27 protein-coding genes are annotated in these 24036 nt (G+C 56.9%); 18 read left to right on the top strand and 9 right to left on the bottom strand.

The features are described from left to right. The first annotated feature begins 52 nt into the window (after positions 1-52). A complete protein-coding gene (gene add, locus EDF81_RS02200) occupies positions 53-1051 on the top strand; it encodes an adenosine deaminase (RefSeq protein WP_123345825.1) in 999 nt (332 codons plus the stop codon). A 35-nt stretch (positions 1052-1086) separates the two neighbouring features. Here add and EDF81_RS02195 read toward each other — a convergent pair whose 3' ends face one another. Further along, positions 1087-2127, bottom strand: coding sequence for an oxidoreductase (locus tag EDF81_RS02195; protein ID WP_123347648.1), 1041 nt, complete (start codon positions 2125-2127; stop codon positions 1087-1089). Between the two features lie 183 nt (positions 2128-2310). On the opposite strand from EDF81_RS02195, the gene blr reads away from it, so the two are divergent. From blr to gstA, 12 genes are all read left to right on the top strand, one after another. Beyond that, a complete protein-coding gene (blr, locus tag EDF81_RS02190) occupies positions 2311-2460 on the top strand; it encodes a division septum protein Blr (RefSeq protein WP_123347647.1) in 150 nt (49 codons plus the stop codon). A 156-nt stretch (positions 2461-2616) separates the two neighbouring features. Further along, entirely contained in the window at positions 2617-2832 is a 216-nt protein-coding gene (gene ydgT, locus EDF81_RS02185) for a transcription modulator YdgT (protein WP_123345823.1), read from the top strand. Between the two features lie 75 nt (positions 2833-2907). Continuing rightward, positions 2908-3336, top strand: a complete 429-nt coding sequence (locus EDF81_RS02180) for a DUF2569 domain-containing protein (protein ID WP_123345821.1) — start codon at positions 2908-2910, stop codon at positions 3334-3336. Positions 3337-3413: 77 nt separating this feature from the next. Then, positions 3414-3995: an electron transport complex subunit RsxA gene (gene rsxA, locus EDF81_RS02175; RefSeq protein ID WP_123345819.1), complete on the top strand. Its 582-nt coding sequence runs from the start codon at positions 3414-3416 to the stop codon at positions 3993-3995. After that, positions 3995-4570, top strand: coding sequence for an electron transport complex subunit RsxB (gene rsxB / locus EDF81_RS02170; RefSeq protein ID WP_123345817.1), 576 nt, complete (start codon positions 3995-3997; stop codon positions 4568-4570). The genes rsxA and rsxB overlap by 1 nt, the downstream gene beginning before the upstream one ends. Further along, positions 4563-6626, top strand: coding sequence for an electron transport complex subunit RsxC (gene rsxC / locus EDF81_RS02165; RefSeq protein ID WP_123345815.1), 2064 nt, complete (start codon positions 4563-4565; stop codon positions 6624-6626). Before rsxB ends, rsxC begins: the two co-directional genes overlap by 8 nt. Then, a complete protein-coding gene (gene rsxD, locus EDF81_RS02160) occupies positions 6627-7679 on the top strand; it encodes an electron transport complex subunit RsxD (RefSeq protein WP_123345814.1) in 1053 nt (350 codons plus the stop codon). Positions 7680-7689: 10 nt separating this feature from the next. Continuing rightward, positions 7690-8310, top strand: coding sequence for an electron transport complex subunit RsxG (rsxG, locus tag EDF81_RS02155; protein WP_123345812.1), 621 nt, complete (start codon positions 7690-7692; stop codon positions 8308-8310). Positions 8311-8313: 3 nt separating this feature from the next. Beyond that, a complete protein-coding gene (locus EDF81_RS02150) occupies positions 8314-9015 on the top strand; it encodes an electron transport complex subunit E (protein WP_123345811.1) in 702 nt (233 codons plus the stop codon). Beyond that, a complete protein-coding gene (gene nth / locus EDF81_RS02145) occupies positions 9012-9647 on the top strand; it encodes an endonuclease III (RefSeq protein ID WP_123345809.1) in 636 nt (211 codons plus the stop codon). Before EDF81_RS02150 ends, nth begins: the two co-directional genes overlap by 4 nt. Positions 9648-10229: 582 nt before the next feature. After that, a complete protein-coding gene (gene dtpA / locus EDF81_RS02140) occupies positions 10230-11732 on the top strand; it encodes a dipeptide/tripeptide permease DtpA (RefSeq protein WP_123345807.1) in 1503 nt (500 codons plus the stop codon). 111 nt (positions 11733-11843) lie between these two features. Continuing rightward, positions 11844-12455 (top strand): glutathione transferase GstA, encoded by a 612-nt coding sequence (gstA, locus tag EDF81_RS02135; protein WP_123345805.1) that lies wholly within the window; start codon positions 11844-11846, stop codon positions 12453-12455. A gap of 39 nt (positions 12456-12494) precedes the next feature. Here gstA and pdxY read toward each other — a convergent pair whose 3' ends face one another. The 5 genes from pdxY to anmK form a co-directional block, all read right to left on the bottom strand. Then, positions 12495-13355: a pyridoxal kinase PdxY gene (pdxY, locus tag EDF81_RS02130; protein WP_123345804.1), complete on the bottom strand. Its 861-nt coding sequence runs from the start codon at positions 13353-13355 to the stop codon at positions 12495-12497. Between the two features lie 208 nt (positions 13356-13563). Beyond that, positions 13564-14838: a tyrosine--tRNA ligase gene (gene tyrS / locus EDF81_RS02125; RefSeq protein ID WP_123345802.1), complete on the bottom strand. Its 1275-nt coding sequence runs from the start codon at positions 14836-14838 to the stop codon at positions 13564-13566. 183 nt (positions 14839-15021) lie between these two features. Further along, positions 15022-15678, bottom strand: coding sequence for a pyridoxamine 5'-phosphate oxidase (gene pdxH, locus EDF81_RS02120; protein WP_123345800.1), 657 nt, complete (start codon positions 15676-15678; stop codon positions 15022-15024). 57 nt (positions 15679-15735) lie between these two features. Further along, the gene (gene mliC / locus EDF81_RS02115) at positions 15736-16059 is read right to left on the bottom strand and encodes a C-type lysozyme inhibitor (protein ID WP_123345799.1); all 324 of its coding nucleotides are present in this window, start codon (positions 16057-16059) and stop codon (positions 15736-15738) included. A 96-nt stretch (positions 16060-16155) separates the two neighbouring features. Next, the gene (gene anmK, locus EDF81_RS02110) at positions 16156-17280 is read right to left on the bottom strand and encodes an anhydro-N-acetylmuramic acid kinase (RefSeq protein WP_123345797.1); all 1125 of its coding nucleotides are present in this window, start codon (positions 17278-17280) and stop codon (positions 16156-16158) included. Between the two features lie 291 nt (positions 17281-17571). Between anmK and slyB the strand changes: the two genes are divergently transcribed. Both slyB and EDF81_RS02100 read left to right on the top strand, forming a co-directional pair. Beyond that, positions 17572-18039, top strand: a complete 468-nt coding sequence (gene slyB / locus EDF81_RS02105; RefSeq protein ID WP_123345795.1) for an outer membrane lipoprotein SlyB — start codon at positions 17572-17574, stop codon at positions 18037-18039. A 188-nt stretch (positions 18040-18227) separates the two neighbouring features. Then, positions 18228-19310: a hypothetical protein gene (locus EDF81_RS02100; protein ID WP_123345793.1), complete on the top strand. Its 1083-nt coding sequence runs from the start codon at positions 18228-18230 to the stop codon at positions 19308-19310. A 43-nt stretch (positions 19311-19353) separates the two neighbouring features. Here EDF81_RS02100 and slyA read toward each other — a convergent pair whose 3' ends face one another. Beyond that, on the bottom strand, positions 19354-19794 hold the full coding sequence (gene slyA, locus EDF81_RS02095) for a transcriptional regulator SlyA (RefSeq protein ID WP_123345791.1): 441 nt from the start codon (positions 19792-19794) through the stop codon (positions 19354-19356). A gap of 182 nt (positions 19795-19976) precedes the next feature. Here slyA and EDF81_RS02090 point away from each other — a divergent pair, with 182 nt between their 5' ends. From EDF81_RS02090 to EDF81_RS02080, 3 genes are read left to right on the top strand one after another with little or no spacing between them, the layout of a single operon-like run. Next, positions 19977-20216 (top strand): DUF1656 domain-containing protein, encoded by a 240-nt coding sequence (locus EDF81_RS02090; RefSeq protein ID WP_123345789.1) that lies wholly within the window; start codon positions 19977-19979, stop codon positions 20214-20216. Positions 20217-20220: 4 nt separating this feature from the next. Next, a complete protein-coding gene (locus EDF81_RS02085) occupies positions 20221-21081 on the top strand; it encodes an HlyD family secretion protein (protein ID WP_123345787.1) in 861 nt (286 codons plus the stop codon). Beyond that, positions 21081-23075 carry an FUSC family protein gene (locus EDF81_RS02080; RefSeq protein ID WP_123345785.1) on the top strand — a complete coding sequence of 665 codons (1995 nt, stop codon included), beginning with the start codon at positions 21081-21083 and terminating at the stop codon, positions 23073-23075. The genes EDF81_RS02085 and EDF81_RS02080 overlap by 1 nt, the downstream gene beginning before the upstream one ends. Positions 23076-23081: 6 nt before the next feature. Here EDF81_RS02080 and sodC read toward each other — a convergent pair whose 3' ends face one another. Both sodC and EDF81_RS02070 read right to left on the bottom strand, forming a co-directional pair. Further along, a complete protein-coding gene (gene sodC / locus EDF81_RS02075) occupies positions 23082-23606 on the bottom strand; it encodes a superoxide dismutase [Cu-Zn] SodC (protein ID WP_123345783.1) in 525 nt (174 codons plus the stop codon). A 92-nt stretch (positions 23607-23698) separates the two neighbouring features. Beyond that, entirely contained in the window at positions 23699-23938 is a 240-nt protein-coding gene (locus tag EDF81_RS02070) for a DUF1289 domain-containing protein (protein WP_123345782.1), read from the bottom strand. Positions 23939-24036 lie beyond the last annotated feature (98 nt).

The raw sequence follows: 24036 nt of genomic DNA, 5'->3' as shown, positions 1-24036 counted from the left end.
CCCCGAATCTTTTTATAATAGGCCGCACTTTAACTAAAAAAAGAGTGCGACCATGATTGACCTTAACTTGCCACTAACCGATATTCACCGCCACCTTGATGGCAACATCCGCGCACAAACCATTCTCGATCTTGGCCGCCAGTTTAATCTTGCCCTGCCCGCCGATACGCTCGATGCCCTGCGTCCCCATGTACAGATTACCCACCACGAGCCGGATCTGGTTAGCTTCCTGTCCAAACTCGACTGGGGAGTCAAAGTCCTCGCTTCTCTCGACGCCTGTCGTCGCGTGGCGTATGAAAATATGCAGGATGCCGCCGCCAACGGTCTGCACTACGTTGAACTGCGTTTCTCCCCGGGCTATATGGCCATGAACCACAATCTGCCGGTCGACGGCGTGGTGGAAGCGGTGATTGCCGGCGTGCGTGAAGGCAGTCGCGATACGGGTGTGCAGGCAAAACTGATTGGCATTTTAAGCCGTACCTTCGGCGAAGCCGCCTGTCTTCAGGAGCTGGAAGCGCTGTTGGCCCACCGGGACGGTATTACCGCTCTGGATCTGGCCGGTGACGAGCTGGGCTTCCCCGGCAGCCTGTTTCTCAGCCACTTTAACCGCGCCCGTGATGCCGGCTGGCATATCACCGTGCATGCCGGTGAAGCGGCCGGTCCGGAAAGTATCTGGCAGGCGATTCGCGAGCTGGGAGCCGAGCGTATCGGCCACGGGGTGAAAGCGATTGAGGATCCGGCTCTGATGGCGTTTCTTGCCGAACAGCGTATTGGGATCGAATCCTGTCTGACCTCTAATATCCAGACCAGCACCGTCGCCTCACTGGCGCAGCATCCGCTGAAGCATTTCCTTGAACAGGGCGTGCGGGCCAGCATCAATACCGACGATCCGGCGGTTCAGGGCGTGGATATTATTCATGAGTATCAGGTTGCGGCTCCGGCGGCAGGGTTAAGCCCGGCACAGATCCGCCAGGCGCAGATTAACGGCCTGGAGATGGCGTTTTTATCCGCCGAAGAAAAACAGGCGCTGCGCACACGCGTCAGCGCCTGATCGCACTCTGCCGCTCATAATGAACGGCAGAGGTATTACGCCAGGTTGAGCGTCGCGCGGTGTTTCGCCGACTCGATGCCCAGCTCAAGCAGCTCCATCACCTGAATGGCCTGGCTGGCGGGCACCGGGTTCTCCCCGCTGCCGTTCAGCGCGTCGCGGATCCCGGCATAATACGCCGGATAGTTACCCGGCAGCGTCAGCCAGGTCTCTTCGATCCGCTCATCGCCTTCCGCACGGGTCAGCACGCCATCGCGCATATCATAGCCCCAGTCTTCCTGCGGCAGACGTTCCCCGTTTTTCAGCCGCTCTTCCTGCGGATCCAGACCGTACTTCACATAGCTGCCGCGTGAACCGTGCACGATATAGCGCGCCGATTCCGCCGCCGCCAGCAAGGTACCGTGCAGCACAACCCGGCGCTGGGGATAATTCAGCACCGCGTGGAAGTAGTCTGTGGCCTTCGCGCCTGGGCGCAGCTGGGCCAGATCGACCGTCAGGCTGACCGGCAGGCCAAACAGCGTCAGCGCCTGATCCAGCAAATGCGCGCCTAAGTCGTACCAGATACCGCTCCCCGGACCGGCCTGTTCGCGCCAGCGGTCACGCACCTGGGGACGGAAACGGTCGAAGTGGGATTCAAAGTAGGCCACTTCACCCAGCGCGCCGTCAGCCAGCAGCGCTTTCAGGGTCAGAAAATCACTGTCCCAGCGGCGATTATGGAAGACCGAAAGCACACGTCCCAGGCTGCGGGCCAGCGCGTCCAGTTCCCGTGCCTGTGACAACGTCACGGTAAAGGGTTTATCGACCACCACATGTTTACCCGCCTCCAGCGCCGCTTTTGCCAGCGGGAAGTGCGTATCGTTAGGCGTCGGGATGACGATCAGATCGATGGAAGGGTCGTTAAATAAATGCCGGGGTTCAGCCACAACCGGGACGCCGGGCCAGTCCGCTTTGACTTTGCTCTCATCGCTGCTGGAGATGGCCGCCAGCTCCATTCCCACGGTGCCGGCGATCAGCGGTGCATGAAAGGTTTTACTGGCGTAACCATAGCCAATTAACCCCACCCGAATAGTATCACTCATCATTCAGCCTCTCTGGTCTGTGTTGCGCAGCCTCAACTCCCCCTGCGCAATCGTATGGAATAACGCGACTGTTCATAATTAAGGCAACGGACAGTGAATAAAAGGATAACACTGATATCCCACTTGCTGTTATTTAATGTGATGGGTAACATTGTTATCCCTTATGTAACTGTGATAAAGATTATGTCGTCTGTTTTCAACCGTCTTGTTGAATTAGCCGGGTGGGTCGTCGTGGGGCTCTCGGTCTGTTTGCTGATGATCGCTCACCATATCGATAATTACCAGTCACCGGAGCCAACCGCTCAGGTGCAAAAGAGCGAAGTCCACGGCTGACGCGGCAAATAGTGCATTCTGGACACCTGTTTACTCGCGATTCTGACAAGAAAATTCCTAAATTTCAGGCAGCAGGATGGGAACTATTTACGCTTATTTCTTTCCGTTTATTATTCAAATCAACAATACTCATTATAACCAGGGATGCTTTATAAAATGACGGTTCAGGACTACTTATTAAAATTCCGCAAAGTCAGCTCTCTCGAAACGCTGGAAAAGTTATTTGATCACCTCAACTACAGCCTGACGGATAACCACGAGATCATTAACATGTACCGTGCCGCCGATCACCGCCGTGCGGAGCTGGTTTCCGGCGGCCGCTTATATAATGTCGGCGAAGTGCCTAAATCCGTTTGGCGCTTTGTGCAGTAGCCCTGTCATCCTTCGCGCTTTCTGTTTTATACTGCACGCCGCTTTTCCTGCGCGAAATGATGATGAGGAGTTTTGATGTCCGTAAAGCCTGAAGAACGCATTGGCGGCTGGTTGCTGGGTCCACTGGCCTGGCTGCTGCTTGCGTTGATTAGCACCTCTCTTGGGCTGCTCCTTTTTGCTAACGCAATCTTAACGCCACAAACCTTTGCCGCCCTGCGTGCGCAGGACGCGCTGTGGTTTCTCTCCTGCGCTATCGCGGTCGCCATGTGGTATTACACCCTGTGGCTGAGCATTGCCTTCTTTAAGCGCCGCCGGATTGTGCCAAAGCACTATATTCTGTGGCTGCTGATTTCGGTGTTGCTGGCGCTTAAAACCTTTGCTTTTTCTCAGGTGCCCGACCAGTTCGCTCTGCGACAGCTGATTTTCCCGCTGCTGGCTGCGGCAGCGATCGTGCCTTACCTGAAGCGCTCTGAGCGCGTGAAACGCACCTTTGTTAATCCGTAATAACCTTACATCTGCTATGTTGTCGCCTGCCCCGGTTTGACCGATAATAGGCGGCTTTTTTCGTTTCAGGTCGAATAATGACTGACTATCTTTTGCTGTTTATCGGAACCGTGCTGGTCAATAACTTTGTGCTGGTGAAGTTCCTCGGTCTGTGTCCGTTTATGGGCGTTTCCAAAAAGCTGGAAACGGCGATGGGCATGGGGCTGGCAACCACGTTCGTGATGACCATTGCGTCAATCTGTGCGTGGCTTATCGACACCTGGATTTTGATCCCGCTCGATCTTATCTATCTGCGCACCATGGCCTTTATTCTGGTCGTGGCCGTCGTGGTGCAGTTCACTGAAATGGTGGTACGCAAGACCAGCCCGGCGCTCTATCGCCTGCTCGGGATCTTCCTGCCGCTGATCACCACTAACTGCGCGGTGCTCGGCGTTGCCCTGCTGAATATCAGCCTCGGCCACAACTTTATGCAGTCTGCGCTGTACGGTTTTTCCGCGGCGGTCGGCTTCTCGCTGGTGATGGTGCTGTTTGCCTCGATTCGCGAGCGTCTGGTGGTATCCGACGTCCCCGCACCGTTTCGCGGTAATGCCATTGCGCTGATCACCGCCGGGCTGATGTCGCTGGCCTTTATGGGCTTTAGCGGGCTGGTGAAATTGTAATGAGCGCAATCTGGCTGGCCATTATTACGCTCAGCGTGCTTGGATTAATTTTCGGTGCGATCCTGGGCTACGCCTCCCGCCGTTTTGAGGTGGAGGACGATCCGGTCGTTGAAAAACTGGACGAACTGCTGCCGCAAAGCCAGTGCGGGCAGTGCGGCTATCCGGGCTGTCGCCCTTACGCCGAAGCCGTCGCGGGCCAGGGCGAAAGTATTAACCGTTGTGCGCCAGGCGGCGAAGCGGTGATGCTCAAAATCGCCACGCTATTAAACGTCGATCCGCAGCCCATCGGAGATGAAGAAGCCCAGCAGCCTGCGCGCTTGCTGGCGATCATTGATGAAGATAACTGTATTGGCTGCACCAAATGTATTCAGGCCTGTCCGGTCGATGCCATTGTGGGCGCGACCCGCGCCATGCACACCGTGATTAGCGACCTGTGCACCGGCTGCAATCTGTGCGTCGCACCTTGTCCGACCCAGTGCATTACGCTGCAACCGGCGGCCACTACCACTGAAAGCTGGAAATGGGATCTGCAAACCATTCCGGTACGCATTATTCCCGTGGAACAACATGTTTAAGCTATTTTCCGCTCTGCGCAAAGACAGAATCTGGGATTTTAACGGCGGGATCCATCCGCCGGAAATGAAAACCCAATCGAACGGCACGCCGCTGCGTCAGGTTCCGCTGGCCAGCCGTTTTGTTATTCCGCTAAAACAGCATATCGGCGCTGAGGGTGAGCTGTGCGTGAAACCCGGCGACCAGGTCCTGCGCGGTCAGCCGCTGACGCGTGGCCACGGCCGGATGCTGCCGGTTCATGCGCCAACATCGGGCACGGTCACCGCTATTGCCCCTCATAGCACCGCCCATCCCTCTGCCCTGGCGGAGATGAGTATTATTATCGACGCCGACGGCGAAGACCGTTGGATCGATCGCGACGGCTGGCCCGACTATCAACGTCAGAGCCGCGAGGCGCTGATTGCCCGTATCCATGATTTCGGCGTGGCCGGTCTTGGCGGCGCGGGCTTCCCTACCGGGAACAAACTGCGCGGCGGCGGCGATAAGATCGACACACTGATTATTAACGCGGCCGAGTGCGAACCCTACATCACGGCGGACGATCGCCTGATGCAGGACTGTGCGGCGCAGATCGTCGAAGGGATACGTATCCTGGCCCACGTCCTGCAGCCGCGTGAGGTTATTATCGGTATCGAAGATAATAAACCTCAGGCGATCTCCATGCTGCGTGCGGTACTGAGTGACGTCCACGATATTATCCTGCGGGTGATCCCAACCAAATATCCGTCCGGCGGCGCAAAACAGCTGACCCAGATCCTGACCGGGAAACAGGTGCCGCACGGCGGTCGCTCTTCCGATATTGGTATTCTGATGCAGAACGTCGGGACCGCCTTTGCCGTTAAGCGTGCGGTGATTGACGGCGAGCCGCTGACCGAGCGCGTGGTGACCCTGACCGGCGAAGCCGTCAGCCGACCGGGCAACGTCTGGGCACGCCTGGGCACCCCCGTGCGTCACCTGCTGGAGTTTGCCGGATTCTGCCCGTCGCCCGAGCAGATGGTGATTATGGGCGGCCCGCTGATGGGCTTCACCCTGCCGTGGCTGGATGTCCCGGTGGTCAAAATTACCAACTGCCTGCTGGCCCCTTCGGTCAGCGAGATGGGCGGCGAAGCGCAGGAAGAGAAAGGCTGTATTCGCTGTAGCGCCTGCGCCGACTCCTGCCCGGCCGACCTGCTCCCGCAGCAGCTTTACTGGTTCAGTAAAGGTCAGCAGCACGATAAAGCAACGGCGCATAATCTTGCCGACTGTATCGAGTGCGGCGCCTGCGCCTGGGTCTGTCCGAGTAACATCCCCCTGGTGCAGTATTTCCGTCAGGAAAAAGCCGAGATTTACGCCATCGCCCAGGAAGAGAAGCGCGCAGCGGAAGCCAAAGCGCGCTTTGAAGCGCGCGCGGCACGTCTTGAGCGGGATAAAGCGGCGCGACTGGAACGTCATAAGCAGGCGGCCGTACAGCCTGCTGCGAAGGATCAGGCGGCCATTGACGCCGCCCTTGCCCGGGTGCGTGAAAAACAGCAAAACGCTGCCCAGCCGGTTATTGTTCAGGCCGGTGCCCAGCCCGACAACAGCGATGTGATTGCGGCCCGCGAAGCGCGTAAGGCCCAGGCTCGTGCGCGTCAGGCCGAGAAAGCCAGCGCGACCCGGACGCCAGAGGCAACGGCAGACGTCAGCGACCCGCGAAAAGCGGCGGTGGAAGCGGCGATTGCCCGGGCGAAAGCCCGCAAGGCTGAGCAGCAGACGTCAGCGACACGGGAGGTCACACCTGTCGCCGAGCCGGTCGATCCGCGCAAGGCGGCGGTGGAAGCCGCCATTGCCAGAGCAAAAGCCCGCAAGGCTGAACAGCAGACGCCCGCGAAGCCGGCGGTCACACCTGCCGCCGAGCCGGTGGATCCGCGTAAAGCCGCCGTCGAAGCCGCCATTGCTCGTGCAAAAGCGCGTAAAGCGGCGCAACAAACCGATAATGAAGAAGCTGCCAATGACGATCCGCGTAAAGCGGCCGTTGCCGCCGCGATTGCGCGCGTTCAGGCGAAAAAAGCCGCTCAGCAGGCTGTTAACGAGGATTAAATGGTTTTCAGAATCGCAAGTTCCCCCTATACCCACAACCAGCGACAGACCTCACGGATTATGCTGCTGGTGCTGCTTGCCGCCGTGCCGGGCATCGCCGTGCAAACCTGGTTCTTCGGCTGGGGAACGCTTATCCAGATCCTGCTCGCCAGCCTGACCGCATGGGGTGCCGAAGCGGCCGTGCTGCGACTGCGCAAACAGAATGTTGCCGCTATCCTTGGCGATAACTCCGCCTGGCTGACCGGCCTGCTGCTGGCCATCAGTATTCCGCCGTTCGCGCCCTGGTGGATGGTGGTGCTGGGCACCGCCTTTGCAGTGATCATCGCCAAACAGCTGTACGGCGGGCTGGGCCATAACCCGTTTAACCCGGCAATGATTGGCTATGTTGTGCTGCTGATCTCTTTCCCGGTGCAGATGACCCTGTGGCTACCGCCTTACAGTATTGCCGCCAGCGTTCCGGGCCTGATGGATGCGGTGCAGGTGATCTTCACCGGCCATACCGCCGCCGGGAGCGATATGAACGCCCTGCGGATGGGTATCGACGGTATTAGTCAGGCAACGCCGCTGGATAACTTTAAAACCTCCCTGCACGCGGGCCAGCCGGTGACGCAGATCATGCAGGGAGCGATTTATCAGGGCGCACTGGCGGGCGTTGGCTGGCAGTGGGTCAACCTGGCTTATCTGGCCGGTGGCGTCTTCCTGCTGTGGCAGAAAGCGATTCGCTGGCATATCCCTGTCAGCTTCCTGCTGAGCCTCGGGGTTTGTGCGACCCTGGGCTGGCTGTTCTCCGCCGACGGTCTGGCGACGCCGCAGATGCATCTGCTTTCCGGCGCAACCATGCTGGGCGCATTCTTTATCCTGACCGATCCGGTTACCGCCTCTACCACTAATCGTGGACGGCTGGTCTTTGGCGCGCTGGCCGGGCTGCTGGTATGGCTGATCCGCAGCTTCGGCGGCTATCCTGACGGCGTGGCCTTTGCGGTACTGCTGGCGAATATTACCGTTCCACTGATCGATTACTACACGCGGCCGCGCGTTTACGGCCATCGCTAAGGACGCCATCATGCTAAAGACAATGCGTAAACATGGCATCATCCTGGCGCTGTTCGCTGCGGGGACGACTGGCCTGACGGCGGTCATTAACGAGCTGACCAAATCAACCATTGACCAGCAGGCTGAGCTGCAGCAAAAAGCGCTGTTTGACCAGGTCCTGCCCGCGTCGCTGTACGATAATAATCTGCCTCAGAGCTGTTATCGGGTCAGCGCCCCGGCGCTGGGCAAAGGCGAGCAGCGGCTCTATATTGCGCGTCAGGGCGATACGCCGGTGGCGGTAGTGATGGAAGCCACCGCGCCCGACGGTTATTCCGGCGCAATCCGCCTGCTGGTCGGGGCTGATTTTAGCGGTACCATCCTCGGTACCCGCGTAACGGAACACCATGAAACGCCGGGCCTGGGGGATAAAATCGAACTGCGCCTGTCGGACTGGATCACCCGCTTTAGCGGCAAAGCTATCAGTGGCGAAAATGACGCCCACTGGGCGGTGAAAAAAGACGGCGGCGATTTCGATCAGTTTACCGGCGCGACCATCACGCCACGCGCGGTGGTTAACGCGGTAAAACGCGCGGGCCTGTATGCGCAGACCCTGCCCGACCAACTGTCCACCCTTCCCGGCTGCGGAGAGTAAACCATGAGCGAAGCCAAAGACGTTATCATCCAGGGCCTGTGGAAAAATAACTCGGCCCTGGTACAGCTATTAGGCCTGTGTCCGCTGCTGGCGGTGACCTCGACCGCCACTAACGCCCTCGGCCTCGGGCTCGCCACTACCCTGGTCCTGACCCTGACCAACTCGGCGATTTCTGCCCTGCGGCGTTGGGTCCCGGCGGAAGTGCGTATCCCAATCTACGTGATGATCATTGCTTCGGTGGTGAGCGGTGTCCAGATGCTGATGAACGCCTGGGCGTTCGGGCTCTACCAGTCGCTGGGGATTTTTATCCCGCTGATCGTCACCAACTGTATTGTTATCGGTCGGGCCGAAGCCTTTGCGGCGAAGAAAAGCGTGGCGCTGTCGGCGCTGGACGGCTTCTCAATCGGGATGGGCGCCACCAGCGCGATGTTTGTGCTGGGCTCAATACGCGAAATTCTCGGCAACGGCACCCTTTTTGACGGCGCGGATTCACTGCTGGGCGGCTGGGCCAAAGCCCTGCGCATCGAGATTTTCCATACGGATACGCCCTTCCTGCTGGCGATGCTGCCGCCGGGCGCCTTTATCGGTCTCGGCATGCTGCTGGCGATTAAATACCTGATTGATGAACGTTCTAAGAAGCGCCGGGCGCTCGCTGCGGCTGCTGAAACGCCGTTAGAGGGCAATACTGCAGGGAGTGCGCTATGAATAAAGTCAAGCGGCTGGAGATCCTGACCCGTTTGCGGGACAACAATCCCCATCCGACCACCGAGCTGAATTTCACCTCGCCTTTTGAGCTGCTGATTGCGGTTCTGCTTTCCGCTCAGGCCACCGACGTCAGCGTCAATAAAGCCACCGCGCTGCTCTACCCGGTGGCCAACACCCCGCGGGCGATGCTGGAGCTGGGCGTCGACGGCGTGAAATCGTATATCAAGACGATCGGCCTGTTTAACAGCAAGGCGGAAAACGTCATCAAGACCTGCCGTATCCTGCTTGAGCAACACGGTGGTGAAGTACCGGAAGACAGGGCGGCGCTGGAAGCCCTGCCCGGCGTCGGGCGTAAAACCGCCAATGTGGTACTCAATACCGCCTTCGGCTGGCCGACTATCGCCGTGGACACCCATATTTTCCGCGTCAGCAACCGGACTCGCTTTGCGCCGGGCAAAAACGTGGAAGAGGTGGAGGAGAAGCTGTTAAAGGTGGTTCCCGCTGAATTTAAGGTCGACTGCCACCACTGGCTGATCCTGCACGGCCGCTACACCTGTATCGCCCGTAAGCCCCGCTGTGGCTCGTGCCTGATTGAAGATCTGTGCGAATTCAACGAGAAAGTCGATATCTGAAACGATGCTGGCGCAGGCCAGCACGTATTTACCTGAGTTGCAGTCCTTTACCACCACTCCCGCGCTTATTCCCTGCATATTGTCCCGCGTTTAAACGCCCAGGCAGGTTAATCTTTTTTCCCTTAGCGAAAATTTATATCGATATGTGACGCACATCACAAAACCACTGCAATGTTAAAATTCGGTAACAAAACGGTTTGATAAACACGTTTCTGCGGGCTCTCCTGATGCACTAAGGCGATACAATAGACCAGAGTTTTTTAAGAACTTAGCCCATACAACCATAAAGGTAGCCATTTAGCAGTATATATCGCCAAAACCCGTCGGAGCGCCCCTTAACTCAGTGTAAAAAACCACTTTTACACTAAAGGTAAAATTAAACGCTAAATAACATTTGGATTGCCAATCGATTATGCCACTCTGATTATATGTAACAGAGTATTGCAAAGGTATTGCCTGATCGCCCTGGATCGGGAACATTACCCGCCGTTTCTCCCACCACTATAACGATCAGGCGAATGATGCTTCATCATTACGCTCTGCGCTTCCCCGTTAATATGGGATGTAAAAAAAGAGGTATAAGTGTCTACTGCAAACAAAAAACCAGCTGAAAGCATCAGCCTGAATGCTTTTAAACAACCGCGATCGTTCTATCTGATTTTCTCGATTGAACTGTGGGAGCGTTTTGGCTACTACGGCCTGCAAGGGATTATGGCGGTCTACCTGGTGAAACAGCTGGGGATGTCCGAAGCGGACTCCATTACGCTGTTCTCCTCCTTTAGCGCCCTGGTTTACGGTCTGGTCGCCATCGGCGGCTGGCTGGGTGATAAAGTCCTCGGCACCAAACGTGTGATCCTGCTCGGCGCTATCGTGCTGGCTATCGGCTATGCGCTGGTTGCCTGGTCCGGTCATGACGCCGCCGTGGTCTATATGGGGATGGCGACTATCGCCGTCGGTAACGGCCTGTTTAAAGCCAACCCGTCTTCCCTGCTCTCGACCTGCTATTCCAAAGACGATCCGCGTCTGGACGGTGCATTTACCATGTACTATATGTCCATCAATATCGGTTCGTTCTTCTCCATGCTGGCAACCCCGTGGCTGGCCGCCAAATTCGGCTGGAGCGTGGCGTTCGCGCTGAGCGTGGTCGGGATGCTGATCACCGTAGTGAACTTCCTGTTCTTCCGTGGCTGGGTGAAAGAGTACGGCTCTAAACCTGACTTTGCCCCGGTTCATATGGGTAAACTGCTGGCCACGCTGGTGGGTGTTGTCGTGCTGGTCGTCATCGCCACCTGGCTGCTGCATAACCAGGATGTCGCGCGTATCGCACTGGGCGTGATCGCTCTGGGTATCGTGATTATCTTCGGTAAAGAGGCCTTTGCGATGCAGGGCGCGGCACGTCGTAAGATGATCGTCGCCTTTATCCTGATGGTACAGGCCGTGGTCTTCTTCGTGCTGTACAGCCAGATGCCGACGTCCCTCAACTTCTTTGCGATCCGCAACGTTGAGCACAGCATCCTCGGTATCGCTTTTGAACCTGAGCAGTACCAGGCCCTGAACCCGTTCTGGATTATGATTGGCAGCCCGATTCTGGCCGCTATCTATAACAAAATGGGTGACCGTCTGCCGATGCCGCACAAATTCGCTATCGGTATGGTTCTGTGCTCCGGCGCATTCCTCGTGCTGCCGCTGGGCGCGAAGTTTGCCAGCGACGCGGGTATCGTGTCCGTTAACTGGCTGATCCTCAGCTATGCCCTGCAGAGTATCGGTGAGCTGATGATCTCCGGTCTGGGTCTGGCAATGGTTGCACAGCTGGTGCCTCAGCGTCTGATGGGCTTTATCATGGGCAGCTGGTTCCTGACCACCGCAGGTGCCGCACTGATCGCCGGTAAAGTCGCGAATCTGATGGCCGTGCCGGAAAACGTCACCGACCCGCTGGTCTCCCTGGAAGTGTACGGACGCGTGTTTATGCAGATTGGTATCGCTACGGCCATTATCGCCGCGCTGATGATGCTGGTTGCGCCGAAACTGAACCGTATGACTCAGGATGATGACAACGTCAAAACCGTGGATACTGCTTCCGCGTAACCTTGCCGCGTTATTACCGAATAATCAGCCGCTAACCGCACGTTAGCGGCTTTTTTTTTGCCCCTGGCCGAACTACCATAGAAGCACTTACCTGCGCCTTAAGGAGCGTCCATGAAACTGTATTACAAAGCCGGTGCCTGTTCCCTTGCCCCACATATTATCCTGCGTGAAAGCGGTCGTGATTTCACAATGGAAAGCGTCGATCTGATGCAGAAAAAGCTGGAGAATGGCGACGACTATTTCGCTATCGCGCCGAAAGGACAGATCCCGGCCCTGCTACTGGATGACAACACCCTGGTGACCGAAGCCGTCGTGATTATGCAGTATCTGGCCGACGCCGTACCTGACCGTCAGCTGCTGGCACCGGTTGGCAGTATTAACCGCTATAAGACCCTGGAGTGGCTGAACTTTATCGCCACCGAGCTGCATAAAGGCTTTACCCCGCTGTTCCGCCCTGACACGCCGGAAGACTTCAAGCCGGTTGTCCGTGGTCTGCTGGAGAAAAAGCTGCAGTATGTGAATACGTCGCTGGAAGGGAATGAGTGGATCAGCGGTCAGCGCTTTACGATTGCCGATGCCTATCTGTATAACGTGCTGCGCTGGGCGCATGCCGTGAAGCTGCAGATGGCGGGACTGCAGAATATTGAGGCCTATATGGCACGCGTTGCCGCACGTCCGGCGGTGGTTGCCGCCCTGGCTGCGGAAGGCCTGTCAGCGGCCTGACACGCGACGGTTCAGCCCACAAGGGCTGAACCTCTTCGATTACAGCCGGGTCGCGCTAAAGTAGTGTTCCGGGCTGGCAATACGATCCTGCGCCGCAACCACCTGCAGTTCATACTCTTCCATGCTCTGCGTGGTCACCATCACTTCGTACACCGCCGCCGTCACATGCTCCAGCGCATCGCGCAGCGCCGCACCCTGTAACAGCTTCACCAACAGCAGGCCGCTGGTCACATCGCCCACGCCCACCGGCTGACGCAGACCGAAGTCCACCAGCGGACGGCTGATATGCCAGGCTTCATCCGCCGTTACCAGCAGCATCTCAAAGCGCGTCAGATTCATTCCCGCCCGCGCCAGGTGCTTAACCAGCACAATCTCCGGCCCCTGAGCGATCAGCTCCCGTGCGGCATCCACCGCGTCCTGGACGTTATTCACCGCGTGGCCGCAGAGAATTTCCAGCTCGATCAGATTCGGCGCGATAATATCGCTGGCCGGCAGCGCATAGCGCACGTGGAAATCCGCCACGCCCGGCGCGACAATGCAGCCTTTTTCCGGGTGGCCCATCACCGGATCGCAGAAATACTTCGCCTGCGGGTTCGCCGCCTTGACCTTACGCACGATCCCCAGAATATGCTCACCCTGCTCCGCCGACCCGAGATATCCGCTCAGCACCGCATCACAGCGACTCAGCTGGCCAATATCGGCGATCCCCTGCACCACCTCGGTCAGATGCTCTGGCGGCATCACGCTGCCGGTCCATTTGCCGTACTGGGTGTGATTGGAGAATTGCACGGTGTTCAGCGGCCAGACGTTTGCGCCCAGACGGCGCATCGGAAATTCGGCCGCGCTGTTGCCCGCGTGACCAAAGACCACGTGAGACTGAATTGCGAGGATGTTCTTCATTATTTTTCCAGGCGGGACAACCAAAAAATAAGGGGCGTGGTTTCCCACGCCCCGGTCTTATAGACTGCCCCATTAGGCGTAATTGTCGCAGCCAGTTTGAACACGGACAGCGCGCAGCAACCGGAACGTACACGCAGTACGTGAGGATTGCGAGCACTGCCCAGGTTCGAAATGGCAAGTAAAATAGCCTAATGGGACAGGCTAATGATTATTTCCAGCAAACTAGACAGTAATTCTTCTTACCGCGACGCAGCAGCGTATAGCGGCCAAACAGAATGTCTGCATCCACAAAAGCGTATTCCGGGTCAGCCTGTTTTTCACCGTTGATGGTTACCGCATTGGAAGCGACAGTCTTGCGAGCCTGGCCGCGAGACGGTTGCAGTTCGGAATCCACCAGCGCCTGTAACAGATCGGCACCCTTGTCCATTTCCACCATCGGGACGCCGTCCTGAGCCAGCTGCTCAAAATCGGCTTCGCTCAGCGCGCTCAGCGTGCCGTTGAACAGGCTGTCGGTAATGCGTTTCGCGGCAACCAGTCCCTCTTCGCCGTGCACCAGGCGGGTCACCAGCTCGGCCAGCACATACTGGGCGCGCGGGGCTTTGCCGCTGTTTTTGTCTTCTTCTTCCAGGGCATTGATCTCGGCAATGTCCATAAAGGTGAAGAACTTGAGGAAGCGATACACGTCGGCATCGGCGGTGTTGATCCAGAACTGGTAGAACTTGTACGGACTGGTCTTTTTCGGGTCCAGCCAGACCGCGCCGCCTTCGGTTTTACCAAACTTGGTGCCGTCAGCTTTGGTGATCAGCGGCACCGTCAGGCCAAAGACCTGGTTCTGATGCAGACGACGCGTCAGATCGATACCGGAGGTGATGTTACCCCACTGATCGGAACCGCCAATCTGCAGGCTGACGCCGTGCAGGTTGTTCAGACAGGCAAAGTCATAACCCTGCAGCAGATTGTAGGAGAACTCGGTAAAGGAAATCCCCTGATCGTCGCGGTTCAGACGCTGCTTAACGGCTTCTTTGTTAATCATCTGGTTAACAGAGAAGTGTTTGCCGATATCGCGCAGGAAGGTGAGCACGTTCATGCCACCGAACCAGTCATAGTTGTTCGCCGCAATCGCCGAATTGTCCCCGCAGTCAAAATCGAGGAACGGTGCAACCTGGTGACGGATTTTATCCACCCACTCCTGCACGGTATCCTCGGTATTGAGCTTACGCTCGGCGGCTTTAAAGCTCGGGTCGCCAATCAGACCGGTTGCGCCGCCGACCAGGGCAACGGGCTTATGGCCCGCCTGCTGGAAGCGTTTCAGGCATAACAATGGAACAAGATGCCCCAAATGCAAGCTGTCGGCGGTGGGATCGAAGCCGCAATAGAGCGCGATCGGGCCCTGCGCCAGTCGCTCTGCTAACGCTGCTTCGTCCGTCACCTGAGCCACGAGGCCCCGCTCTTGCAATTGTTTAATCAAGTTACCGCTTGCCATCAAATTCTCCATGTAAAAACATAAAACGACTGCACCTTTGCCGGTACACGACTTTTCGCCAGACGCGAAAGAAAAAGGTCGTCTGCGCCGCAGCGGGGTTCGTTCACCCGTGCGACGCAGAGCAGACTAGAATAAAGCGCTGACAGCAGGAGTACCAGCGCTTAACGCAACATTTTGCCCTTATCAGGGCGCCAGGCGGTCAATTTTCCACGCCTGGCCATCACGCTGGTACAAAAAACGGTCGTGGAGGCGATGTTCACCCCCCTGCCAGAATTCCATCTGCTCGATGCTGATGCGAAAACCGCCCCAGAAACTCGGCAGCGGGACTTCGCCCTGCTGGAATTTTTGCTTCAGTTCGAGGAATTTACTTTCGAGGATACCGCGAGCGGAAATACGGCTGGACTGTTTCGAGACCCAGGCGCCGATTTGACTGTCACGCGGACGGCTGTGGAAGTATTTCACCACTTCAAGCGTGGAGAGACGCTCGGCCTTGCCGGTTACCATCACCTGGCGTTCCAGCATATGCCACGGGAAAAGCAGGTTCACACGCGGGTTGTGTTCAATATGGTGCGCTTTGCGGCTGCCGAGGTTGGTATAAAACACCAGCCCTTTTTCGTCATAGTGCTTGAGCAGCACAATGCGCTGATACGGCTGGCCCTGTTCATCGACGGTGGCCACAACCATTGCGGTAGGGTCGGCCAGCCTGGCGTCACAGGCCTGTTTAAGCCAGTGTTCGAACAACGCCAGCGGTTCGGCGGGAAGATCGTGGCGACGCAGGCCACCACGGATGTATTCACGGCGCAGGTGCGCGATTTGCTGCAGTTCATCGTTGTCGGACATGGCGTATCAGAGAGTTGTCAAAGGGTTCCGCTATTGTGCGCCGCCCCCGGCAAAATCTCAACGCTGCGCGCTGGCTAACTGGCAGTTATTCAGCACGATACGGTCGCGTTTATACACCGTAGCCTCTTCACCTTTTGACCAGAAGACGTACACGCCGTCCGTATAACGCGCACCGGACGCGGAGCGTCCCTGCTTCAGCGTGCGCGGCTGATTATCATAGATAAAGCTGACTTCCTGGCGGGTGTTGTTGAGGTGTACCGTAAGCGGTTTTTCCTCACACTGGTATTCGAGGGTGTCGGTGTTCATACGCTCCATAAACTGGTTGTAAGCGCTACAGCCAGCGAGCATAAAAGGGAGGGCAAGGATAAGCAGTTTTTTCATGGGGTTATTCCACAGACCGGTTTCATCGGGAGAGCTGATGCCCTCCCTCTCTTGTTTGTCTGCAGTGTACCGACTGGTTGTCAGAGAATAATTCAGTTAACTCTGATTATGTCGCGGATTTGCCGGGAAAATCGCCCCCAGTACGCTGGCCTCTGAAGCGCCGGTGACCGAGGGTAGATTGCCCGGCTGCCCCGCAAGGGTGCGCCATGCCAGCCACGCAAACGCCAGCGCTTCCATATCGTCACCGCTGATCCCGGCCTTATCGGTGGTGTCCACTTCCGTTCCCGGCAGCAGCGCCGCCAGACGGCTCATGACCAGCGGGTTGCGCCCGCCGCCGCCGCACACCAGCAGTTTTTCACAGCCGCCGCTGAGCTGGACCTGTTCGGAAATGCTCATTGCGGTCAGCTCCGCCAGCGTGGCCTGCACATCCTGGGCGGCAAGACCCGGGAAGTGCGCCAGCTGCTGCTCCAGCCAGCCCATATTAAAGTATTCGCGCCCGGTACTTTTGGGCGCGGGCGCGGCAAAGTAGGGATCGCTCAGCATCGCCTGCAACAGCGGGATAATCACTTTTCCCGAGCAGGCCCAGTCGGCGTCTTTATCATAGGGTTTACCGCGCTGCCGCCAGATCCAGGCATCCATCAGCATATTGCCGGGGCCGGTATCGAATCCGCGTACAGCCTTGCCGGGGATCAGCAGGGACAGATTGGCAATACCGCCGATATTCAGCACCATGCGTCGCTCAACGGGATGTGCCAGCAGCGCCTGATGAAACGCAGGCACCAGCGGTGCGCCCTGCCCGCCGAGCGCCATATCCCGACGGCGGAAGTCGCCGACCACCGTAACGCCGGTGCGGGCGACAATCTGGTTATTATCACCAATCTGCATCGTGTGCGGTGCAGCGCCGACAGGTTCATGCCAGACCGTCTGGCCATGGCAGCCAATCGCCACCACGTCTTCAGGCTTTAACTTTTGTTCATCCATCAGCGCCTGTACGGCATCGGCGAACAGGCGTCCCAGTCGGGTATCCAGCTGTCCGAGCTGAGAAAGCGTCAGCTGCTGTCCCTGACAAACGTCGAGAATCGCCTCTTTTAAGGCCATCGGGATCGGCCAGCTCAGGCTGGCCTGCTGGGCGACCATGGTTTCGTCGATAGCTGCGAGGACAACGTCGACGCCGTCCAGGCTGGTACCGGACATAACGCCAATATAACGACCCGATCTCATAGCCCTTCCTTAGTGTTGCGTCTTAGTGACCATCACTCCATCACAAACCGTGGGTTAATACCACGCTGCGTTGATACTTTTTAACACTCGGTAATAAAATACGCATAAGTGTTAAGGTTTATTGTTTGCAGAGGGTCGATTTTTACGCCGTTTATCTTTGGTTCAGGTAAAAAGCCGTATTATTTTTAAAATATTGTCGCCGAAGCGATGCGCGATGGTAAATTATTACCATATAATTACGTCAAGACGGATGCTCATAAGAGCGTTAGTTTGTGAACAGGAGATTCATAGATGATTTCACGTGTATTAGCCGTTTCCATGATTGGACTTTCGCTGGCTGGCTGTGTCAGCAACAGCGGCCTCTCAGGTGATGTTTACTCTGCATCCGAAGCTAAGCAGGTGCAGAACGTCACCTACGGAACCATTGTGCATGTCCGCCCGGTACAGATTCAGGGCGGCGATGATTCCAACGCGATTGGCGCTATCGGTGGTGCCGTGCTGGGCGGGTTCCTCGGGAATACCATCGGCGGCGGCAGCGGTCGTTCACTGGCCACCGCTGCGGGTGCAATCGCAGGCGGCGTTGCCGGCCAGGGCGTACAGGGTTCAATGAATAAAACCCAGGGCGTAGAGCTGGAAATTCGTAAAGATGACGGTAACACCATTATGGTAGTGCAGAAACAGGGCGATACCCGTTTCTCCGCCGGTCAGCGCGTCGTGATGGCCAGCAACGGCAGCCAGGTCACCGTTTCACCACGCTAAGCAAGATACTGAAAAAACGCGATCGCCCTGCGGTCGCTTTTTTTTTATGTCGCATCATCGAAAATACTTCGCCCCCCTTCGAAAAAACCGCTAAACAGCCTTCACGAAATGAAGCTTTTCGCGCTTTAAATACCACCGTGGCCTGGTAAAATATTGCTCCGTTACGCTGTCTTTTCCGAAGAAAATTAATGCAAAAAATTTTAATCACAAACAACCATTTACATGATATTAAAGGTTCGGAACTGGTCACCCTTGAACTCGCCGAAATGTTTTTACTCATTGGCTGGCAGGTGACGATTTATACCAATCTTTATATGCAGCCTTTATCTCATGAATTTTCCCGTCTTGTCGGCAGAGAGAATCTGCATATTTATCAGGACCCCTGCGAAGTCGTATCCGTAGACTTTGATATTATCTGGATCCAACAAAATACGATCCCCCCTGCCGTTATCGATGCGCTCGCCACCACGGGGTTACACACGTACATTATCTGGCATCATATGTCGTCGTTTATTCATATTGAATTGCCTCTGCTGGCAGACGTCGAGAATGCGCTCTGTGATGTGGTTACCTGCATATCGCCGGAAAGCGCCGGGTGTATTGCTCAGTATGGCATCGATGAACACAGGATCGCTCTGTTCGATAATCCCGCTCCCGATACGTTTGCCGATTATCCCCGTCCTGCCACGGCAACTGATAAACCCGCCTCGCTGCTGCTGGTTTCGAATCATCTCCCGGAAGAGGTCAGGCTCGCCATTCCCGCCATACAAAAACAGGGGGTCGCCGTGATCCACCTCGGCGATGGCAGCGCCGTCAAACGACTTAATCCGGCATTGTTGTCCGGTTATGATGCGGTGCTCACTATCGGAAAAACGGTACAGTATGCGCTCAGCATGGGGCTTCCCGTTTATGAATATGACCATTTTGGCGGGTATGGGTGGCTCACCGAAGACAATTTCGACTGTGCGGCACGGATGAATTTTTCTGGCCGGGCTTCGGGACAAAAGAAAACCTCGCAGGAGATTGCCCACGAAATTGTGACCGGGTACAGAGACGCTAAGGCGTATGTCACTGAAAATTCGGCGCAGCTTGCGGATAAATATCGCCTGTCGAATCAGCTGTCGCAGCTTCTGCAGCGGCTTAGCGCAACGCCTTCGCTGAAGAAAATATCCGCCAGACAGGCGCTACAGGTTAAAACCTTCACAGAGCTCCACCGTGGTTTATACCGGACGCTGATGTATTTCAAAATGCGGGTGCAGGAACAACAGTAGGAAGAAAGAAAGCCTTGCGAACGCAAGGCTTGTTAGATAGTGCTTAATCGCGGGTCTGTAGCTCAATAATATTGTGCTCAAGACGCCCTATCAGTTTCATCAACAAATCCAGTTCATCAGGGGAAATGCCGGAGAGAATTTCTCCGCGCGTTTTCTTAATCACCGTTTCCATTTTGTCGATAATCGGATTGGCATTTTCTGTCAGCTTGATGCGCTTTGCACGACGATCGTTGGCACAGGTCTGGCGAGAAATCAGTCCCTTCTCTTCCAGTTGATCCAGAGTACGTACCAGCGAAGGTTGCTCAATGCCAATCGCTTTGGCCAGTTGAATTTGCGACTGATCGGGCGGAAGCTGATGGATGTTGTGCAGCGTTACCCAGTGAGTCTGCGTTAATTCCAGAGGTTTGAGGCGATGGTCAATCAGAGCACGCCAGATGCGCACTAAGCGTGCCAGATCAGAACCTAATGGCGATTCCAATTTCATCTCCTTATAATTAGCTTGCTAAGTTATTATACTCATTTTAAATTAGTGTGCAGCATTTATATTTCTAAAACAAATGTAATGCGGCGTTCGTCCTGATTAATCGACTCTTTTACATTAGTCTACATTTCTCAGGGTCGGCGCATAACTGGACCGCCAGACCGCTATTGCAAAGGATTTCGCTTGTGAACTCGATTTTCACCTCGGCAGGCTTCCCCCTACAGGATCTGGTGGTGGGTGCCTCAATCTATTTACCACCGCTATTTAAAGTGGTGTTTATCGGTTTTTTTGTCTGGCTGATGATTCACCGTCTGCTTCGCGACTGGATCTACGCCGGGGATATCTGGCATCCCCTGCTGCTGGACCTCTCTCTGTTCGCACTGTCTTTATGCTTTGCGCTGCTTCTGCTGCTGCTCGTCGGGTAACCTTATGCCACTGAAAAAAATAAAATATTTCACCTCACTGCTGGTTGCCGCCCTCGCCCTTATCGCCGGCTGGCTGCTGTGGAATTACTATATGCAGTCCCCCTGGACCCGCGACGGGAAAATACGCGCCGAGCAGGTGAGTATTGCGCCGCAGGTGTCCGGCAGCATTACTGAACTGCCGGTCCGCGACAATCAGTTGGTGAAAGCCGGAGAGGTACTCTTTCGCATCGACGATACGCCGTACCGTATCGCGGTGCTTGATGCCACCGCCCAGCTGGAAAAAGCGAAGGCCGAGCTGGCCAGCGCCAGTCATGAGGCAACCCGACGACGCCATCTGCCCCAAAACTATATTTCTGCGGAAGATCTGGACGTCGCCAATATGAATGTTAATGCGATGCAGGCCAGCGTCGACGCCGCCAAAGCCCGACTGGAGCAGGCCCGGTGGCAGCTCGCTCAGACCGTGGTGAAAGCCCCGGTCGATGGCTGGGTGACCAATCTGTCGACCCGCACCGGCAACTATGCCAGCGCCGGTCAGCCGCTGTTCGCGATGGTAGACAGCCACTCGTTTTATGTTGTCGGCTACTTCGAAGAGACCAAACTGCGGCATATCCGCGAAGGTGACCGGGCGCAGATCACGCTTTACAGCCATCCCCTGACGCTGGAAGGACGGGTAACCGGTATTGGCCGCGCCATCTACGACCAGAGCGTGGAAAGTGACAGCGGCCTGGTGCCTGACGTGAAGCCTAACGTTCCCTGGGTGCGGCTGGCCCAGCGTGTACCGGTCCGCATCACGTTTGACAAACTTCCGGCGGATCTCACTCTGGTGTCCGGCACAACCTGCACCGTCTCTCTCGGCGGACAGTGATGGTTGTGCTATCCCATCTGCCCTGGCTGAAGGCCACCGCCGGCCAGTGGCGCTATGCCCTGCGTAACGCCATTGCCATGTGCCTGGCGCTGGTGATTGCCTACGAGCTGAATCTGAATGAACCTTACTGGGCAATGACGTCAGCGGCGGTAGTGAGTTTTCCGACCGTAGGCGGGGTGATCAGTAAAAGCCTGGGGCGTATTGCCGGGAGTGCGTTCGGCGCCTGTGCGGCGTTAATTATCGCCGGGCATACGCTGAACGATCCCTGGCTGTTTCTGTTCTGTATGGCCGCCTGGATCGGTTTCTGTACCTGGGCCTGCGCCCATTTCAGCAATAATGTCGCCTACGCCTTTCAGCTGGCAGGCTATACGGCGGCGATTATTGCCTTCCCGCTGGTGAATATCATCGATATTACCGAACTCTGGGAGATAGCCCAGGCGCGCGTCTGCGAAGTGATTATCGGGATCCTCTGCGGCGGCCTGATGATGATGCTATTGCCCGGCAGCCAGGACGGCACCTCCCTGCTTACGGCCTTAAAAACGCTGCATACTCGTCTTCCCGAGCACGCGATGCTGTTGTTAAGACCGGAAACCACCGAGGCCATCCGCACGGCGCATGAGTCGGTGATCGGCCAGATCCTCACCATGAACCTGCTGCGCATTCAGGCGTTCTGGAGCCATTACCGTTTTCGCCAGCAAAATGCCCTGCTTAATCATCTGCTCCACCAGCAGCTAAGGATGACCGGGGTGCTTTCCGGCCTGCGGCGGATGCTGCTGAACTGGCCCCAGGCCCCGGCATCCGTTGCTGAAAATTTGCCTCCGCTGCTGCACCTGCTGGCGCAGCCGAATACGGATGCCCTGCATATTGCCCGCGCCCTTGCGAAGCTGGCTCCGTCCCGGGATAGCGACTATCGTCATCACGCCTTCTGGCAGCGTCTGCGCTACTTTTGTCAGCTCTATCAAAGCGGCGGCCGCTGGCTGCGACGGCTGGAGTCGGCTACGCCGATCGCCCGGTTCAGGGTGCCAAAAAGCCCGGCGCTGGCCCGGCAGACGGATGATACCGAAGCGCTGTGGAGCGGCCTGCGTACCTTTTGCGCTCTGCTGCTGACCGGAGCATGGAGCATCAGTACCCAGTGGGATACCGGTGCCGATGCCTTAACCCTTGGCGCGATTGCCTGCGTGCTCTACTCCGTTTCCCCTGCGCCCTTTACCTCCCTGACACTATTGCTGCGTACCCTCGCAACCCTGTCGCTCTTCAGCTTTGTGGTTAAGTTCGGGCTCATGGTGCAGCTCAGTTCTCTGTGGTCGTTTTTGCTGTTTCTTTTACCGTTGCTGGCAACGATGCAATTGCTGAAGCTGCAGAGGCCCAAACAGGCGGCACTGTGGGGACAGCTGATTGTGTTTATGGGTTCGTTTATCGCGATTACCGACCCGCCGGTCTGGGATTTTGCCGAGTTTCTGAATGATAATCTGGCGAAGCTACTCGGCGTGGCGCTGGCCTGGCTGGCCTTTGCCGTGTTACGTCCGGGCTCCGACGCCCGCAAGAGTCGACGTCACATCAGGACGTTACGGCGTCACTTTATCGACCAGCTTAGTCGCTTTCCGCAGGAGAGTGAAAATCGCTTTGAATCGCGGGTCTATCATCTGGTCAGCCAGCTAAGCCATAGCCAGGATACGCAGGCCAGGCGCTGGCTACTGCGCTGGGGTGTCGTGCTGTTGAACTGCTCCCACGTGGTGTGGCAGCTGCGCGGCTGGGAAACGCGATCCGACCCGCTGTCGCAGGTGCGCGATCGCTGCATCGGTATGCTCAGAGAGGTGATGAGTGAAGGCGGTGTCCGTCAGCAGAGGCTGGGCGTCACGCTGCAACAGCTCCTGCACGTCAGCGAGACGCTGGCGCTGAGCCACCAGCCTGCCGCCAGAGAACTGGCGACGCTGGTCTGGCGGCTCTGGTGCGCCCTGTCCCAGCTGGAACAGGCGCTGCCTGAAGAGAGGTAAAGTCCGTTACTTGATGACACCACAGGCGACACGCTCCCCGCCGCCGCCCAGCGGTTTCGGGTGATCGGCCATGTTATCGCCTCCGGCATGCACCATCAGCGCTTTGCCTCTGACCTCATCGAGGGTTTTTATGCGCGGAGCCACGACCGACTCGCGGGCGTTGCCCTCGGCATCGACCCGAATAGCAGGAAGATCCCCGAGGTGCCCGTCGCCTTCAGGTCCCGCGTGTTTACCGGTGTTTTGCGGATCGAAATGCCCGCCTGCCGCGCCCGCGGCGGTGGCTTTGCCGTCAACGATAGCTGGCTGGCAGCTGCCGTTGGCATGGATATGAAAACCGTGTTCCCCAGCCGGGAGGGCTTTAAGATCCGGCGTGAACTGCAGACCGCCCTCGGTTTCAGTGACGGTCACCGTGCCGATGGATTGCCCGACGCTCTGGGCGGTGACCAGATTTAACGCCACCTTTTCGCTGGCGGCCCAGGACGCCCCCGAACAGGCCGCCATAATAAGAATTGCCAGACTAAAACGCTGCATAAGACCTCCGTTAGATTCTGTGTACCGGTTAAGTTTAAACCAGGACAACAGATTTCACCGGAAGGTGACCTTATTCTGGCGACCGGAGCGCCTCAAAAAAGCGTCGGTTGCTGCGGTTCATCCTCGGCAGCCGCCTTCGCGGCCCGCAGTTTACGCAGGCGACGCTGATGACACAGGCGCAACACATCCTGCTTCTGGACATCGCTCAGGCTTTGCCAGTTAAAACGTTCATCGCGGCTGCGCATACAGCCCCGGCAAAAGCCGCGCTCGTCCGACTGGCAAATGCCCCGGCACGGACTCTGGATGGGGAAAAACTCCAGCTGTTCTGCCACGTCCGGTCTCCTCAGCTTCGGGTATAAGATACATTGAAGACGTTTCCACGCCGTCGTGCAAGCCAACTTGCATTAGACCGAACGGTCTAGTACAGTGA

The organism is Enterobacter sp. BIGb0383, from assembly GCF_003751845.1.
Classification (GTDB): domain Bacteria; phylum Pseudomonadota; class Gammaproteobacteria; order Enterobacterales; family Enterobacteriaceae; genus BIGb0383.
Note: the sequence above shows the minus strand (reverse complement) of the source record. Positions and strands in the feature narration are given on the sequence as shown.